This window comes from Rhodoplanes tepidamans (assembly GCF_030813915.1).
Classification (GTDB): domain Bacteria; phylum Pseudomonadota; class Alphaproteobacteria; order Rhizobiales; family Xanthobacteraceae; genus Rhodoplanes; species Rhodoplanes tepidamans.
Genome location: NZ_JAUSUJ010000004.1, coordinates 273,933 through 289,163, shown reverse-complemented (window position 1 = coordinate 289,163; position 15,231 = coordinate 273,933). Strand labels below are relative to the sequence as shown.

17 protein-coding genes are annotated in these 15,231 nt (G+C 70.7%); 8 read left to right on the top strand and 9 right to left on the bottom strand.

Features of this window, described 5'->3' with window-relative positions:
- Positions 1–102: 102 nt before the first annotated feature.
- The 4 genes from J2S22_RS07340 (at position 103) to J2S22_RS07325 (ending at position 3,554) form a co-directional block, all read left to right on the top strand.
- Positions 103–975 carry a branched-chain amino acid ABC transporter permease gene (locus J2S22_RS07340; RefSeq protein WP_272779574.1) on the top strand — a complete coding sequence of 291 codons (873 nt, stop codon included), beginning with the start codon at positions 103–105 and terminating at the stop codon, positions 973–975.
- Positions 972–2,039, top strand: a complete 1,068-nt coding sequence (locus J2S22_RS07335; protein ID WP_272779573.1) for a branched-chain amino acid ABC transporter permease — start codon at positions 972–974, stop codon at positions 2,037–2,039. The genes J2S22_RS07340 and J2S22_RS07335 overlap by 4 nt, the downstream gene beginning before the upstream one ends.
- A 95-nt stretch (positions 2,040–2,134) precedes the next feature.
- Positions 2,135–2,863: an ABC transporter ATP-binding protein gene (locus tag J2S22_RS07330; protein ID WP_272779604.1), complete on the top strand. Its 729-nt coding sequence runs from the start codon at positions 2,135–2,137 to the stop codon at positions 2,861–2,863.
- Complete coding sequence (locus J2S22_RS07325) at positions 2,850–3,554, top strand: ABC transporter ATP-binding protein (RefSeq protein ID WP_272779572.1); 705 nt, start codon at positions 2,850–2,852, stop codon at positions 3,552–3,554. Before J2S22_RS07330 ends, J2S22_RS07325 begins: the two co-directional genes overlap by 14 nt.
- 43 nt (positions 3,555–3,597) lie before the next feature.
- Here J2S22_RS07325 and J2S22_RS07320 read toward each other — a convergent pair whose 3' ends face one another.
- The 5 genes from J2S22_RS07320 to J2S22_RS07300 form a co-directional block, all read right to left on the bottom strand.
- Positions 3,598–3,966, bottom strand: a complete 369-nt coding sequence (locus tag J2S22_RS07320; protein ID WP_272779571.1) for a hypothetical protein — start codon at positions 3,964–3,966, stop codon at positions 3,598–3,600.
- 153 nt (positions 3,967–4,119) lie between these two features.
- Positions 4,120–4,440 carry a hypothetical protein gene (locus tag J2S22_RS07315; RefSeq protein ID WP_272779570.1) on the bottom strand — a complete coding sequence of 107 codons (321 nt, stop codon included), beginning with the start codon at positions 4,438–4,440 and terminating at the stop codon, positions 4,120–4,122.
- A gap of 8 nt (positions 4,441–4,448) precedes the next feature.
- Complete coding sequence (locus tag J2S22_RS07310) at positions 4,449–4,751, bottom strand: hypothetical protein (RefSeq protein ID WP_272779569.1); 303 nt, start codon at positions 4,749–4,751, stop codon at positions 4,449–4,451.
- A 299-nt stretch (positions 4,752–5,050) separates the two neighbouring features.
- Complete coding sequence (locus J2S22_RS07305) at positions 5,051–7,024, bottom strand: sodium:solute symporter family protein (protein ID WP_272779568.1); 1,974 nt, start codon at positions 7,022–7,024, stop codon at positions 5,051–5,053.
- Positions 7,025–7,038: 14 nt separating this feature from the next.
- Complete coding sequence (locus tag J2S22_RS07300) at positions 7,039–7,320, bottom strand: DUF4212 domain-containing protein (protein ID WP_111355928.1); 282 nt, start codon at positions 7,318–7,320, stop codon at positions 7,039–7,041.
- A gap of 288 nt (positions 7,321–7,608) precedes the next feature.
- Here J2S22_RS07300 and J2S22_RS07295 point away from each other — a divergent pair, with 288 nt between their 5' ends.
- The 4 genes from J2S22_RS07295 (at position 7,609) to J2S22_RS07280 (ending at position 12,147) form a co-directional block, all read left to right on the top strand.
- Positions 7,609–8,223 (top strand): hypothetical protein, encoded by a 615-nt coding sequence (locus tag J2S22_RS07295; protein ID WP_272779567.1) that lies wholly within the window; start codon positions 7,609–7,611, stop codon positions 8,221–8,223.
- Between the two features lie 58 nt (positions 8,224–8,281).
- A complete protein-coding gene (locus J2S22_RS07290; protein WP_272779566.1) occupies positions 8,282–10,420 on the top strand; it encodes a DUF294 nucleotidyltransferase-like domain-containing protein in 2,139 nt (712 codons plus the stop codon).
- 325 nt (positions 10,421–10,745) lie between these two features.
- On the top strand, positions 10,746–11,597 hold the full coding sequence (locus J2S22_RS07285) for a xanthine dehydrogenase (protein WP_272775163.1): 852 nt from the start codon (positions 10,746–10,748) through the stop codon (positions 11,595–11,597).
- A 58-nt stretch (positions 11,598–11,655) separates the two neighbouring features.
- Entirely contained in the window at positions 11,656–12,147 is a 492-nt protein-coding gene (locus J2S22_RS07280; RefSeq protein ID WP_272775164.1) for a winged helix-turn-helix domain-containing protein, read from the top strand.
- On the opposite strand, the gene J2S22_RS07275 is transcribed toward J2S22_RS07280, so the two are convergent.
- The 4 genes from J2S22_RS07275 to J2S22_RS07260 form a co-directional block, all read right to left on the bottom strand.
- Positions 12,047–12,535 carry a TOBE domain-containing protein gene (locus J2S22_RS07275; protein ID WP_272775165.1) on the bottom strand — a complete coding sequence of 163 codons (489 nt, stop codon included), beginning with the start codon at positions 12,533–12,535 and terminating at the stop codon, positions 12,047–12,049. The two genes, J2S22_RS07280 and J2S22_RS07275, sit on opposite strands and share 101 nt — an antisense overlap.
- 179 nt (positions 12,536–12,714) lie before the next feature.
- Positions 12,715–13,458, bottom strand: coding sequence for a class I SAM-dependent methyltransferase (locus tag J2S22_RS07270; RefSeq protein WP_272775167.1), 744 nt, complete (start codon positions 13,456–13,458; stop codon positions 12,715–12,717).
- A complete protein-coding gene (locus J2S22_RS07265) occupies positions 13,455–14,294 on the bottom strand; it encodes a sulfotransferase (RefSeq protein WP_272775168.1) in 840 nt (279 codons plus the stop codon). The genes J2S22_RS07270 and J2S22_RS07265 overlap by 4 nt, the downstream gene beginning before the upstream one ends.
- Positions 14,287–15,228 (bottom strand): glycosyltransferase, encoded by a 942-nt coding sequence (locus J2S22_RS07260; RefSeq protein ID WP_272775169.1) that lies wholly within the window; start codon positions 15,226–15,228, stop codon positions 14,287–14,289. Before J2S22_RS07260 ends, J2S22_RS07265 begins: the two co-directional genes overlap by 8 nt.
- Positions 15,229–15,231 lie beyond the last annotated feature (3 nt).

Here is a 15,231-nt window from a genome sequence, read left to right as displayed (position 1 = left end):
CGACGCGTGGCCCCTGGGTCCCCGCCTCCACGGGGACGAACGGAGACGGAGCCGGACGCGTCTCCGGCGTGAAGCGATCAGACCCCAACTCTCGCGGGATTCATGGACCAGCTTCTCCAGCACGCCCTCAACGCGATGATCCTCGGCGGCACCTATGCCCTGCTCGGCATCGGGCTGACGCTGATCTTCGGCATCATGCGGGTGGTGAACTTCACCCACGGCGAGCTCTACGCCTTCGGCGCCTACATGATGTACATGTGGGTGATGCTGATCGGCGCCAACTTCGTCGTGTCGATCGCGCTCGCCGTGGCGCTGGGCGTGCTGCTCGGCGCCGGAATCGAGATTCTGCTGCTGCGGCGGCTGCGCGGCGCCGACATCGACACCACCATGCTGGTGATGATCGGCGCCTGGATCGCCATGCAGAACACCGAGCAGCTGGTGTGGTCGGGCGTCGCCAAGTCGATCGACTCGCCGTTCCCCTCGGCGCCCCTCGTGATGGGCGGCGTCTCGGTGTCGTGGACGCGGCTGTTCGTCTTCGCCGTCGCCGTCATGCTGATCGCCGGCACCTGGGTGCTGATCCAGAAGACCCGGCTCGGCAAGGCGATGCGCGCCACCTTCCAGGACCGCGAGGCGGCCGCCCTGATGGGCGTGCGCATCGACCGCGTCCACACCGCGACCTTCGCGATCGGCTCCGGCCTCGCGGCGGCGGCCGGCGCGCTGCTCGGCCCGGTCTTCGTCGTCTATCCGACGATCGGGGATCTGGCCTCGCTCAAGGCCTTCGCCATCGTGATCCTCGGCGGGCTGGGCAGCATCCCGGGCGCCACCATCGGCGGCTTCATCCTCGCCTTCATGGAGGAGCTCGGCGCCGGCTACGTCTCCTCCGGCTACCGCGACGCCATGGGCTTCCTGCTGATCATCGTGATCCTGCTGGTCAAGCCGACCGGCCTGTTCGCCCGCAAGGAGCGGATCGGATGAGCCGCGCCGTCACGCTCGCCTGGGTGGTGTTCCTGTTCACGCTGCCGCTGTGGATGGACAACCTCTACTTCCTCCACGTGCTGATCATGGCCGGCATCTTCATCGTCGCCGCCATGAGCCTCAACCTGCTGCTCGGCTACACGGGCCAGCTCAGCCTCGGCCACGTCGCCTTCTTCGGCATCGGCGCCTATGTGTCGAGCCTGTGCTCGTTGGGCTTCGAGATCCACGTCTTCGACGTGCCGGTCGGCCTCGCCCCCAAGCCCGTCTGGCTGTCGATGATCGTCGCGGTGGTGTTCGCCGGCCTGTGCGGCTGGATGATCGGCAAGATCTCGTTCAAGGTGCGGGGCGCCTATTTCGTCATCGTGTCGGTGAGCTTCGCCGAGGTGACGCGGCTGGTCGCGCTCAACTGGCTGGAGCTCACCCAGGGGCCGATGGCGCTCAACAACATCCCGTTCCTCAAGCTGTGGCTGCCCGGGATCGGCGACATCGACGTCCTCGGCAAGATGCCGAACTACTATCTGGTGCTGGTGGTCGCCGTGGTCACCTACGTGATCATCCGCCGCCTCGTGCATTCGCGCGCCGGCCGCGCCATGATCGCGCTGCGCGAGAACGAGCCGCTCGCCACCTCGGTCGGCATCGACGTGACCCGCTTCCTGGTGCTGGCGACCGTGGTCTCGGCGGCGCTCGCCGGCCTCGCCGGCGCCGTCTACGCCCAGTATGTCCGCATCGTCGATCCGGACGTGTTCCTGTTCATCTACACGGTGACCATGGTGATCATGGTGGTCACCGGCGGCAAGGGCACGCTCGCCGGGCCGATCGTCGGCGGGCTGATCTTCGGCATCCTGCCGGAGCTCCTGCGCGGCTTCGAGGTGCAGCCCGAGATCCAGTGGGTGGTGTACGGCGTGCTGATGATCCTGATCGTCTACTTCCTGCCCGAGGGCATCGTGCCGGCGGTGCGCGACGGCTGGCGCCGCGTCGGCGGCCGCTCCGGCGCGCCGCCCGCGCAGCCGGCGCCCGCCACCCCGGCCGGCGCGACGCCGGCGACCGCGGAGGCGAGCCCGTGAGCACGCCCGACACCCTCCCGGCTCCCGACGCGGCGGCGACTCCGGCGCCCGTCGCGCTCGCCGTCGCCGGCCTGTCGATCCGGTTCGGCGGCCTGATGGCGGTCGAGGACATGACCTTCGAGGTGCGCGAGGGCGAGGTGCTGTCGCTGATCGGCCCCAACGGCGCCGGCAAGACCTCGGCCTTCAACGCCATCACGGGCTACATCCCGGCGTCGAGCGGCAGCATCACCTATCGGGGCGTGCCGCTGACCGGGCTGAAGCCCGACCAGATCGCCGGCCACGGGGTGGTCCGCACCTTCCAGAAGACCAGCGTGTTCAACGGCCTTCCGGTGCTCGACAACGTGCTGATCGGGCTGCACCGGCGGGCCCGCCAGCATCCGCTGGCGATCATGCTGGGCCTGCCCGGGGTGCGGCGCGACGAGGCGCGGCTGCGCGACCTCGCCTGGGAGATTCTCGATCTCGTGTCGCTGCGCGGGCGGGCCGGCGAGGTCGCCGCGTCGCTGTCCTACGGCGAGCTGCGGCTGCTCGAGGTCGCCATCGCGCTCGCCGCCGAGCCGACCCTGCTGCTGCTCGACGAGCCGGTGTCCGGCATGAACCCGGCCGAGACCGGCGCCTTCATGGCGCTGATCGCCCGCATCCGCACCCGCGGCACGACGATCCTGCTGGTCGAGCACGACATGAAGATGGTGATGGGCGTGTCCGACCGCGTCGTCTGCCTGAACCAGGGGCGGATCATCGCCGACGGGCCGCCGGCCGCGATCCAGCGCGACCCGCAGGTGATCCGCGCCTATCTGGGCGAGAGGTACGTCCGTGCTCGAGGTTGAAGGCCTGGTCTGCCGTTACGGCAAGGTGGAGGCGGTGCGCGACCTGACCATGCGGGTCGAGCGCGGCGAGCTGGTCACGCTGATCGGCGCCAACGGCGCCGGCAAGACGACCAGCATGAAGGCGATCTCCGGCCTGCTGACGCCGGCCGCCGGGAGGATCGTGTTCGACGGCGAGGACATCACCCGGGCGCCGGCGCGCCGCGTGCTGGAGCTCGGCATCGCCCACTGCCCGGAAGGCCGCCGCGTCTTCCCCTACATGACGGTGCGCGAGAATCTCGAGATGGGCTGCTTCCTGCGCCGCGACGGCGCCGGCATCGCCGACGACATGGACCGGCTGTTCGCCCGCTTCCCGATCCTGGCCGAGCGCCGCGACCAGGCGGCCGGCACGCTGTCGGGCGGCGAGCAGCAGATGCTGGCGATCTCGCGCGCGCTGATGTCGCGGCCCAAGCTGGTGCTGTTCGACGAGCCGTCGCTCGGGCTGGCGCCCAACCTGGTCGAGCGCACCTTCGAGATCATCGACGGCATCCGCCGGGACGGCGTCACCGTGGTGATGGTCGAGCAGAACGCCTTCGCGGCGCTGGAGCTGTCCGACCGCTCCTACGTGCTGGAGCAGGGCCGGGTGACCCTCACCGGCACCGGCCGCGAGCTCCTGGAGAACCCGCACGTCCGGCAGGCCTATCTCGGGGCGTGACGCCGCGGCGGAGCGCCGTGCCCATCGCCTGCACCCCGCCGCGCTACAGACCGGCGAGCGCCAGCACCAGGGCGAGCGACCACATGACGACCGACACGAAGGCGGTGCGGCGGGCGAAGTCGAGATAGGTCTCGCGCAGCACCATGGCGCTCACCGTCTGGGCATAGGCGGGCGGCGGCCGGTGCTCCTTCGGCAGATAGAGCCACATCTCGGTGCGGCGATGGTCCTTGGTGCGGGCCTCGACCGCCTTGATGAGCAGCACGCCCACCATCACCAGGGTGAGGACGCCGCCGGCCTTGAAGGCGGCGCGCGGCTCGAAGGACAGCGCAACCATCACGCAGAAGATCGCGAGCGACCCGAACAGGCACGCCCGCAGCACGATCTCGAACGCGACCCGCCGCAGGACCTCCATGCTCCCTCCGCCTCGGACCGGGCGGCGGCGCCGCCGCCCTCGTGAACCCGACGACAAAGCAAGAGGGTACCGGCAGTTCCGCGCCGCCACAACGCGCTCACGAGGGGTTGAACCGGGCGGTGCCCGCCCGGCCGCCGGGCCGCGCCGGCGCCGTCACAGCCCGATGGCGAGGAAGCTCCCGACCGCCGGCAGCGTCAGCAGCGCGGTGCCGACGAGCCAGATGAACAGCGACGCCGGCGTCGAGTCTTCGGCGCCCTTGGCGCGCTCGTAGAGCGCCGCCGGGATGCCGCCGAGAATCACGGTCGCGGTCGAGAGCATCAGCGAGGCGAAGTAGAACACGGCCGCCTGGCTGTCGAACAGCGGCTCGGACATCAGGGCGGTCGAGAACACGTAGGCGACCGGCATCAACGGGCTGAACAGGCCGTTGATCATGCCGAAGAAGGCGATGCCGACGAAATAGAAGCTGCGGTCCATGGCGGCCCTCACCCGGCCTGCGTGGGAGCGAAGGCGAGATAGGCGTAGAGCAGCGCGACGCGCAGCCAGAACAGCCACACCACGCCGAACAGCCAGACGATCACGGGCGCGGCGGCCCTGGGGGTCACCAGCGCCACCACGGCGACCACCGGGTCGGTGATCCGGCAGAAGAAGCGCCAGATGTAGTTGGTCGAATCGGTGCCGACGACGATCCCCAGCACGGCCCGGCCGAGCAGCGTGTACATCAGCGCCGCCAGCACGAAGTTCGGCACGAAGAGCAGCCAGGATCCGAGCGATCCTCCGGTGGTCATGAAACGACATCCTCTCGCAATGCAGGGGCGGGTCGGGTGACCGAAACCCGGTCGATCGGTTCGCCGTCATTCCGGGGCGCGGGCCGAAGGCTCGCGAACCCGGAATCCAGCGGCGATCTCCGTACGTTCGGCTGGATTCCGGGTTCGCGGCTTTGCCGCGCCCCGGAATGACGGCGAGCAGGCCCGCCGCGTGCGGTTCCATTGCACCGCGAACCGCTCGGCCGCAAGCCCACAAAAAAGCGGGGTCCCGAAGGACCCCGCTCCGAACCCGACGGGCGGACCCGTCAGGTGTCTTGTCGTCAGGTCTTCTCCTGCAGCACCGTGCGGCCGCGCGGCTTGCGGATCTCGTCGATCAGCGACTGCATCTCGGCCGACGGTGCCTTGGTCAGCAGGCTGACCACGATGATGACCAGGAAGCCGAGCGGCATGCCGAGCAGGCCGGCGGCGATGTTGTTGAGGTTGAACCAGCCGACCTTGTTGGCGAGCGGATGCGCCAGCGTCGGCCACACCTCCATGGCGTTCGGCATCGTCATCGCCTTGGCGATGTCGACCAGCGGCGCGCCCGTCACCGGGTTGAGGTTCGAGGTCATGCCGAAATACGCCACGCCGTAGCCCGGGAAGTAGCGGGTCACGAGCAGGTAGAACAGGCAGAGACCGAACCCGGCGATGATGCCGGCGATGGCGCCCGCCGAGGTCGTCCGCTTCCACCACACGCCCATGGTCAGGGCCGGGAAGTTGCCCGCCATGGCCAGCGAGAACGCCCAGCCCACCATCGCGAGGATGTCGGCCGGCTTGGTCGAGGCCAGGTAGGCGGCGAACACCGCGACGACCAGCAGCAGGACGCGCGCCACGATGAGCCGACGGGCGGTCGGCGCGTTCGGGTCGAGCATCTTGTAGTAGACGTCGTGGCTGAGCGCGTTGGCGATGGCGAGCAGCAGGCCGTCGGCGGTGGAGAGCGCCGCGGCGAGGCCGCCGGCCGCCACCAGGCCGGAGATCACGTAGGGCAGGCCCGCGATCTCGGGGGTGGAGAGCACGATCACGTCGGTGTTGATGACGAAGTCCTGCAGCCGGACGACGCCCGGATGCCCGGCCACCGCCTTGCACGCCGCGAGCACGGCGTCGATGTTGGTGGCGTTCTTGCCGCAGATCTGGATCAGGCCGAGCTCGCCCCAGTTGAACAGCCAGGGACGGATCGCGGTCAGGTCACGGCCGATGATCTCGGTGTAGACCTCGAGCTTGGAGAAGGCCGCGTAGGCCGGCGCCGAGAAGTACAGGAGGAAGATGAACAGCAGCGACCAGCCGACCGACAGGCGCGCCTGGCGGACGCTCGGCGTGGTGAAGTAGCGCATCAGGATGTGCGGCAGCGACGCCGTGCCGATCATCATGCAGAAGATGATCGCGAAGAAGTTCAGCGGCGTGTAGCTGGTGAACGGCTGGATGTGCGGCTTCAGGGCGGCCGCGGTGGCGAGGCCCGTCTGCAGCATCTGCTGCTCGCGCGCCGTGATGTCCATGATCGCGTTGCCGTAGGTCAGCTGAGGGATCGGGATCCCGAACTTCTGGTACGAGAGGATCACGATCGGGGTCAGGTAGGCGACGATCAGCACGATGTACTGCGCCACCTGGGTCCAGGTGACGGCCCGCATGCCGCCGAGCAGCGAGCACACGAGAATGCCGAACAGGCCGGCGAACACGGCGATCTCGAACTGCATGCCGAGGAAGCGCGAGGCGATCAGGCCGGTGCCGTAGATCTGCGCCGTCACGTAGGTGAAGGAGCAGCACACCAGCACGATGACGCCGAGCATGCGGGCGAAGTTGCCGCCGTAGCGGAACGACATGAAGTCCGGCACCGTGTAGGCGCCGAACTTGCGCAGATACGGGCCGATCAGGATCGCCACCAGCACGTAGCCGCCGGTCCAGCCGAGCACCCAGGCGAGCCCGTCGTAGCCGAGCAGGAACAGGGTGCCGGCCATGCCGACGAAGGAGGCCGCCGACATCCAGTCGGCGCCGGTCGCCATGCCGTTGTAGAAGGCCGGCACGCTGCGGCCGGCGACGTAGTACTCGGAGACCTGGGCGGTCCGCGACATGATGCCGATGATCGCGTAGACCGCGATGGTGAAGAACACGAACAGGTAGCCGAGGATCCTGTTCGGCACGCCGACCTGCTCGAGCAGCGCCAGCGCGATCACGAACAGGAAGAACCCGCCCGTGTAGAACCCGTAGATCTTCCCCAGATTCTTGATGAAGTCCGAGGAGCCTGATGCTTGTGTCGCCATGTCGGGATCCTCGCTCACTCGTCCTCGGCGACGCCGTGGTCGCGGTCGATCTTGTCCTGCTGCCATGCGAAGACGAACAGCATGACGACGAAGACGATCAGGGATCCCTGCGCGGCCATGTAGAAGCCGAGCGGGAAGTTGAGCACCGGGATCGTGATCTTGTTGAGCGGGATCACGAACATGTGGATCACGTAGCCGAAGACGAACCACACCGCGAGATGGCCGAACATCAGCCTGGTGGTCTTCCTCCAGTGGTCGCGATCGTTTTCTGGCGTACTGACGGGTTCGACGGACATGACTCTGTAACCTCCTGCGACGCCGCCGGAGGGCAGCGTTCGGGTGGGTGTTGAAAGATCAGGGGCCGGCGTTGATCGCGACGGCGTTCTTCCCTTGTCCTCCCGGTCTTGGGTGCCGGGTCGGGATAGTAAAAATGCTAACATCGGTTGTGGCTGCGCCTATTAGACTTTCGTCGATCGCGACGTGATCATTTCGTTGATGTTGCAGTGCAATGCGGACGTCGGCGCGTTTCCTCTTCCGGTCGGGCGCGCGGGCGCGGTAGTCTCGCCCGACAACCGGGACTCGCAATGGCTCTGTTCAGCTTTCTCCGTCGCAAGCCGCCCGTCCGCGACGCGGCGGCGCTCGCTGATTTCATCGACAGCCAGTCGGCTTTTCTGGTGCAGAAGGGCATCTTCGAGTATGCGCGCGCCCGCGCCGGGCATTACGCCAAGGTGCTGTTCCACGAGCCCGACTTCCAGGCCGCCGTGGAGGCGGCGCGCTGGCGCGCCTACCCGCTCGGCCTCGCCATGGTGGTCGAGATGGTCGAGGGCGAGCTGCGGCCTCATGCCGCGGGACATCTCGCCGGCGTCCGCGCGGCGCTGACCGGAACGGCGCTCGCCGTGTTCGACCGCTATCCGGCGCCGCCCTCGCTCGGGCCGGAGGCCTGGGCGGCGGCGCGCGACGACGTCGCCCATGTGGTCGAGCGCTGCGCGCTGCATCCGGTCAAGCGCGTCATCGACGTGCCGGAGCCCTACATGAAGCCCTATTTCGCGCTGATGCCGATCCATCCGAAGCTGCGCGGACAGGACTTCGACACGACCTGCAACTATCTGCGGGTCGGCCTGTGCAACATCCACGACGAGCTCGCCGAGCGCCTGGATGCCGACGCCGTGACGGCGGCCCTCCTGCGCGGCGGCGGCTGAGAGCGGGCCACGGCGGGCGACGAGCGCACCGGGGAGCCGCGAGGGGGGGGGGGAGGACATGGCCGCCGCCGACAATGCGACGCCCCTGATGGTCCTCGAGGCGGTCGCGATCGACACCGAGACGACCGGGCTCGATCCGCGCAAGGCGTGGACCGTGGAGCTCGCCGCCGTGCGCATCTCGGCCGGCCGGGTGGTGCCGGAGCCGGTGTTCCGCCGCCTCGTCCGCCCGCCCGAGCCGATTCCGCGCGCCGCCGCCGCGATCCACGGCATCGACGACGGCATGGTCGCCGCGGCGCCGGCCTTCGCCGAGGCGTGGCCGGACTACGCCGCCTTCATGCGCACCGGCGCCGTGGTGATCGGCCACGCGGTCGGCTTCGACCTCGCGGTGCTGCGCCGCGAATGCGAGCGCGCCGGCCTGCCGTGGACGCGGCCCCGCACCCTCGACACGCTGCTGCTCGCCGAGGTGGCGCAGCCCGACCTCGCCGAATACTCGCTCGACAGCCTCGCCTCCTGGCTCGGCATCACCATCGAGGGCCGCCACAGCGGGCTCGGCGACGCCCGCGCCTGCGCCCAGCTCTTCCTCGCCCTGGTGCCGCGGCTGCGCGCCCGCGGCATCCGCACGCTGGCCGAGGCCGAGCAGGCCTGCCGCACCCTCACCGAGGTGCTCGACCAGCACCACCGCGCCGGCTGGGTCGAGCCGGTGTCGGCGCCGGTGCGCTCCGACCGCGAGGCGGTGTTCGCCCGCATCGACTCCTACCCGTACCGGCACACGATCGGCGAGATCATGCGGGCGCCGCCGCGCCTCGCCGCCTCCGACACGCCGCTCTCGGCGGCGCTCGGCACCCTGGTCGGCGAGCGCATCTCGTCGCTGTTCGTCCACGCGCCGGGCGCCGATCCGGCGCGGCTCCGGCCGGCCGATCTCGGCATCGTCACCGAGCGCGACATCCTGCGCGCGCTCGCCCATCACGGGCCGGACGCCTTCGCCCTGCCGGTCGCCAAGGTGATGGCGAAGCCGCTCGCCGCGGTGCCGGCCGACGCCTTCGTGTATCGCGCCATCGGCCGCATGGGGCGGCTCGGCGTCCGCCATCTCGCCGCGGTCGACGAGGCCGGCTTCGTGGTCGGCGCCCTCTCGGCGCGCGACCTGCTGCGGCTGCGCGCCGGCGAGGCGGTGACGCTCGGCGACGCCATCGACCAGGCCGAGGACGTCGAGGGGCTGGCCGCCGCCTGGGCGACGCTGCCGCGGGTGGCCGCGGCGCTGAGCGCCGAGAAGGTGTCGGCCCGCAACGTCGCCGCGGTGATCTCGCGCGAGCTCGGCGCGGTCACCCGCCAGGCCGCCGTGATCGCCGAGGCGCGCATGCGCGACGCCGGCCGCGGCGAGCCGCCGTGCGCCTATGCGGTCGCCGTGCTCGGCTCGGCCGGACGCGGCGAGAGCCTACTCGCCATGGACCAGGACAACGCGCTGTTCTTCGCGACCGGCGACCCCGACGGCCCGGAGGACCGCTGGTTCGCCGAGCTCGGCACCCATCTGGCGGCGATCCTCAACGATGTCGGCCTGCCGTTCTGCAAGGGCGGCGTGATGGGCAAGACGCCGGAGTGGCGCGGCTCGGTCGCCACCTGGCGGGAGCGCATCGCCGCCTGGGTGCGCCGCTCGCGGCCGCAGGACCTGCTCTCGGTCGACATCTTCTTCGACCTGCGGCCCGTGCACGGCGACCCGGCGATCGCCAACGACCTGCGCGCCGCCGCCTTCGACGCGGCGAAGGGCGAGATCGCCTTCGCCAAGCTGCTCGCCGAATCGGCCGGGGCGGTGGAGCTGGGGCTCGGCTTCTTCGGCGGCTTCCGCACCCAGGGCGGCCGGCTCGACCTCAAGCGCACCGGCACGTTCCCGATCGTCACCGCGGCGCGGGCGCTGGCGATCCGCCACCACGTGGTCGAGCGCTCGACGCCGGAGCGGCTCGCCGCCATGCGGACGCTGGGGCTCGGCGGCCAGCACGACCTGCAGGGCCTGGTCGACGCGCTCGGGACGTTCCTCGACCTGATCCTCGCCCAGCAGCTCGCCGACCTCGAGCACGGCATCCCGGCCGGCAACGCCGTGGTGGTCAAGCAGCTCGCCCAGCGCGACCGCGAGCGCCTCCGCCTCGGCCTCGAGCAGGTCGCCCAGATCGACTGGCTGACGCGCGATCTGCTGATCGGCCGGTGAGGGGGCGGTCATTCCGGGGCGCACCGAAGGTGCGAACCCGGAATCCCGCCGAGAATTCGGAGGCCGTCGCTGGATTCCGGGGCGCGGACCGTCAGGTCCGCGCCCCGGAACGACGGAGGCCGGCGCATCGCTCCGGCCGATAGGCTGTCGCGTGTCCGACAGGGCGAAGCTGTATCGTGTAGGGTACAGCACAGCGGGCGCGGCCGGGACTGGCCGGGGGCGCGTACGGGTGTTGGAAACGCCTGAAATCGCTGCCTCGTTCGGGCGCCGGGGACTCTGGCCCGCGGCTTGCTGACGGATCCCCGGCAACCCGGGGATCCCAAAGATGTTCCGTCCCGATCCGACCCGCCGTCTCGCCGTCGTGCTCGGCACCAACGAGATCGCCTCGGCGGTCGCCGTGCTGCTGCGGCGGGCCGGCGACGCCGTGGTGCTGGTGCACGACCCGAACCCGCCGGTGATCCGCCGCGGCATGGCGTTCCACGACGCGCTCTACGACGACGTCGCCGCCGTGGAGGAGGTGGTCGGCCGGCGGGCCGACCGCTTCGTCGATCTCGCCCCGGTGCTGGCGATCCCCGACACCGTGGCGGTCACCCGCCTCGGGCTCCTGGACCTCATCGTCCACGGCCGCCTCGACGTGCTGGTCGACGCCCGCCTGCACAAGCGCAGCGAGACGCCGGACCTGCGCCATCTCGCCGGCGTCGCGGTCGGGCTCGGGCCCGGCTTCGCGGTCGGCGCCAACTGCGACGTGGCGGTGGAGACCCGGCCGGTGAGCCCGGTGCGGCCCGTCACCGAAGGGCGGACCGAGGCGGCCGACGGGGTGCCGAGCCGGCTCGGCGGGGCGGGGCGCGAGCGCTTCGTCTACGCGGCGGCGGCCGGGCGCTGGCGCAGCGCCGTGGAGATCGGCAGGCGGGTCTTCGTCGGCTTCCCGGTCGGGCACCTGGACGGCGTGCCGGTGCCGGCGCCGATGGACGGCATCCTGCGCGGCGCGGTGCGCGACGGGCTCGAGGTGCCGGCCGGGGTCAAGCTGATCGAGATCGATCCGCGCGGCCGGCAGGCGCGCTGGACCGGCCTCGACGACCGCCCGCGACGAATCGCCGAGGCGACGCTCGCCGCCATCGACCTGCGGGCCGGTCCGCTTGCCACCGGCCGCATCCTGACCTACGCAAGAGACCGGTGACGGCACGGGACCGGTGACGGCCCGCGGCGCCGTGACCATGACCCCCGAGGCGATCGGCATGCCACACAGGACGGCGGCGGCCCGAACGGTCGAGACGGTGCCCGGCGACGCCGCGGCGCGGACGCCGGCGACCACGCCGACGACGATCGAGCTGCGTCTCGCCTTCGGCAACGGCGGCAGCCTCGATCCGGAGGACATCGCCCTCCTGGAGACGATCCGGCGCGAGCGCTCGATCCTCGGCGCCAGCCGGGCGACCGGCACCTCCTACCGCAAGTGCTGGCTGATGGTGGACGCCCTCAACCACACCTTCGAGACGCCGGTGGTGGAGACCTTCCCGGGCCGGCGCGGCGGCGGGGCGGAGCTCACCGTGTTCGGCGAGCGGCTGGTCGCGCTCTACCGGTCGCTGGAGCGGCAGGCCCGCCGCAGCGGGGCGAGCACGCTGGCCGAGCTCACCGCGGCGCTCGATCCGGACTACCGACCACGGGCCAGCGGCGCGGCGTCGGCAGATCCGCCGGACGAACGGCCTCGTTCCCGATCGCGACCGACTTGATCATCGCCCAGGCCTTGAGGCCGGGCTCGAGCGCCAGCCGCTCGACCGATTCCCAGGTCACCAGCGCGTCGAGCCGGGTGGTGCCGAGGTCGAAGGTGATCCGCGCATAGGGGGCGGCGAGCCGCTCCACCGTGACGATCGTGCCGGGCAGCCGGTTGGTGATCGACACGTCCATGGGCCGGGTCAGCGCCACGGCGACGTCGCGGGCGTCGATCGTCACCCGCACGCCGGTGTCGACCGGCGCCGCCACCATCGGCACCCGCAGCTCGCCGTCGCCGAAGAACAGGGTCGACAGGCCCCATTGCGGGTCGTGGCGCAGCACCCGGGCGTCGAGCGTGGTGGCGAAGGCGACCGGCGAGGCGGCCGCCGCGGCAGTGGGATCGGACATGCCCCCCACCATGCCAGAAACGCGCCGGCGGGGGGAGATGGGGCGGGAGCGAGGCGGGGGGTAGGGCGCGGGCTGCGGCCGAAGTCCTCTCCCGGAGCGACGGGCCGGAGTCACGGATGTCGCGGCTCGGTTGCGTCCGGTGTCTTCGGGAAGACGGGGCGAAGGTCCGGCCGCTGGCGTCACCGGGGCGAAGCAGCCGAATGCTGTGCCCCGTCCTCGTCGCCCGTCGACTTGCCGAGCTCGTAGATCGTCTGGAACCTGTACCGTCCCAGTTCCGAAATCCCGATGGTCGGGTGGCGTTGGCGTACGAGATCCGGAAAGCTTCCGAGCGTCCGGACCCTCGCCGCCTCCACTCGCTCGCGCCTCGTGCGGAACTCGTCCTGAAACGCGGCCTCGAGCGCGGACGCGTCCGGTGAAGCGAGATCCGGCATGGCCGGCTCGGTGCACCCAGGTGTCGAATAGCTGATCAATGCGGTGCCGTTCGTGGCGGCCACGAGCTTGTCCATGCAGAGCAGGAGCTGGCCCTCGCCGCACTGATGGATGAGGACGTCGAAGCAGATCAGAAGGTCGAATCCGTCGGGCAGGTCGTCGGCGAGAAGGTCGAACACGCGGAATTCGAACTGCGGAAACCGGGCCTGTCCGAGCGCGACGACGGGCGCGGCGATGTCCAGCCCCATGTACCGGATGTTCCGGGCGTCGAGGACATTGTCCTTCGGGTCGATCCAGCACAGATCGCCACAGCCGACGTCGAGAACCGAGCGTACGTCTCGTTCGACGATCACTCTCTCCACGATGGCGCGTTTGTACCAGGCCGCGATTCCTCTGGAACCGGGGCCGCTGCCGAGCCAGGGGGCCGTCGTGTATCTCCGGCTCCAGAAGGCTCGATTATCGAACGCGGCGGGATCGCGATCCTGGTCGCTCATCGGTCCGTCCCGTATTCGGGGTAGAAGGTCAGCAGCCCGGGGAGGCCCCGGGTCCTCGCCATCTCCCGGATCCGGCGGGCGATGTCCACGGCCTCGGCCGTCGCCGGGCGGACCGGGGCCGCCACCGCGATCAGGTCGCGCGCGGCGGTGGTCGGGTCGAGCCCCAGCCGTGCCAGCACGCCGTCCGGATCGGCCGTGAGGCTCTCGTAGTGCAGGACGGCGACGGCGGGGACGAGGTCGGCGTAGCGCCGGCAGAACGCCTCGATGATCAGGACATGCTTGTCGATCAGCGGGACGTCCGTCTCGGAGATGATGCGGATCGCGGGCCAGAAGCGCTCCGCCGCCGGAAGCCGGCCGCCGCTGACCGGAAGATCGAGCGACCGCCAGGACAGGATCGTCGCCACCGGATCGCGAACGATCGCGACGATCGCCGCGCCGCTGTGCCGGCTCAGCTCCGGGAGGGCCGCCGTGAACAGGGCATTGTGCTTGACCGCCAGCAGGAAGTCCTCGGGCAGGTCGCGCGCGGCGCGGGCGACCAGCGTGTAGTCGGTCCGCCGCGTGCCGTCGGTGCGCGCGGTCGAGAAGTAGTTGGTGACCGGCCCGCCGTCGGCCGCCCGGCGGTCCAGCACGGTTCCGCCCGAGCGGAGCGTCGTCCGGATGTCGCGCAGGTCGTCGCGCAGCCGTTCCGCGAACGCGTCGGCCGTCCCGGACTCCTGCGAGAGCCGGACCTGATGGTCCGGCTCGGACAGGCACACCGCGTTCGCGCAGCTGTCGATCAACGCAGCCGCGAGCGTCGTGCCCGACCGCGGGACGCCCGTCACGAGAAGATCACGCACGGGGCCGTTCATCGAGGAACTCCGCGAACTCGTCGATCCATCGCCGCTCGAAGGCCGCCCGCGTGTAGCGGGACGCCGTCCCGACGCCGTCGTGCGCCAACGATGCCGCCAGAGCGTCGTCGAGCAGCATGCGGCGCGCCCTCTCGACGACACCGTCGATGTCGCCGTAGCGCGTCACCAGGCAGTTGGCGCCGGGCACCATGAATTCCCGCCCTCCGAACCCGTCGAAGCCGGCGACGGCGACGGAGAGGCTCATGGCCTCGAGCGGCACCAGCCCGAATCCCTCCGCCGGAGCCAGCGTGATCAGATAGCGGTGCTGCCCGAGCCGCCGCATCAGCGCGTCGTGAGCGACCCGGCCCTGCGCCAGCAGGGGCTCGAAGGAGACGTCCGGGCAGCGCGACCTCAGCCGCCGCATCACCTCGTCCTCGACGGCGCGGTGAAGCAGGGTCGCCCCCTTGGTGTGGACCAGGGCCCGGCGGGCCGGACGCTCGCGCCACGGCGGCGGCGGCTCCGGCGGCGCTTCGACGAAGGCGGGGATCACCTTGGCGTCGATGGCGTAGAGGCCGCGGACATAGTCGGCCACGAAGCGGCTGACGCAGACGTATCGCTCGAAATGGACGTCGAGCAGAGGGTAGGTGTTGAACCCCTGCAGATAGGACAGCGTCCGGCCGGGAAACCGGAGGCCCAGGCCGAAGTGGGAGAAGGAGGGATTGCAGATCAGGATGTCGGCGGTGCCGGCCCGGGCCAGCATCTCCTCGATCCCGATGCGCGGCAGGGCGGCCTCCCGTTCGAAGACGTCGTCTTCGTCGATGCGGCGCGGATCGACGGAGACGACCGGCCGGCCGAAATGCCGATTCAGGAGGAGGCCGAGATGGTAGGCCATGTAGGCCCCTCCGGCCGGGATGTGGGCGCCGACGACGTAGACCACGGACATGTC

Bases quoted from the DNA above. Each gene is read 5' to 3' on its own strand.
- J2S22_RS07340 (WP_272779574.1), top strand. From the start codon at position 103: ATGGACCAGCTTCTCCAGCACGCCCTCAACGCGATGATCCTCGGCGGC.
- J2S22_RS07335 (WP_272779573.1), top strand. From the start codon at position 972: ATGAGCCGCGCCGTCACGCTCGCCTGGGTGGTGTTCCTGTTCACGCTG.
- J2S22_RS07330 (WP_272779604.1), top strand. From the start codon at position 2,135: ATGGCGGTCGAGGACATGACCTTCGAGGTGCGCGAGGGCGAGGTGCTG.
- J2S22_RS07320 (WP_272779571.1), bottom strand. From the start codon at position 3,966: ATGGAGGTCCTGCGGCGGGTCGCGTTCGAGATCGTGCTGCGGGCGTGC.
- J2S22_RS07315 (WP_272779570.1), bottom strand. From the start codon at position 4,440: ATGGACCGCAGCTTCTATTTCGTCGGCATCGCCTTCTTCGGCATGATC.
- J2S22_RS07310 (WP_272779569.1), bottom strand. From the start codon at position 4,751: ATGACCACCGGAGGATCGCTCGGATCCTGGCTGCTCTTCGTGCCGAAC.
- J2S22_RS07305 (WP_272779568.1), bottom strand. From the start codon at position 7,024: ATGGCGACACAAGCATCAGGCTCCTCGGACTTCATCAAGAATCTGGGG.
- J2S22_RS07300 (WP_111355928.1), bottom strand. From the start codon at position 7,320: ATGTCCGTCGAACCCGTCAGTACGCCAGAAAACGATCGCGACCACTGG.
- J2S22_RS07295 (WP_272779567.1), top strand. From the start codon at position 7,609: ATGGCTCTGTTCAGCTTTCTCCGTCGCAAGCCGCCCGTCCGCGACGCG.
- J2S22_RS07290 (WP_272779566.1), top strand. From the start codon at position 8,282: ATGGCCGCCGCCGACAATGCGACGCCCCTGATGGTCCTCGAGGCGGTC.
- J2S22_RS07285 (WP_272775163.1), top strand. From the start codon at position 10,746: ATGTTCCGTCCCGATCCGACCCGCCGTCTCGCCGTCGTGCTCGGCACC.
- J2S22_RS07280 (WP_272775164.1), top strand. From the start codon at position 11,656: ATGCCACACAGGACGGCGGCGGCCCGAACGGTCGAGACGGTGCCCGGC.
- J2S22_RS07275 (WP_272775165.1), bottom strand. From the start codon at position 12,535: ATGTCCGATCCCACTGCCGCGGCGGCCGCCTCGCCGGTCGCCTTCGCC.
- J2S22_RS07270 (WP_272775167.1), bottom strand. From the start codon at position 13,458: ATGAGCGACCAGGATCGCGATCCCGCCGCGTTCGATAATCGAGCCTTC.
- J2S22_RS07260 (WP_272775169.1), bottom strand. From the start codon at position 15,228: ATGTCCGTGGTCTACGTCGTCGGCGCCCACATCCCGGCCGGAGGGGCC.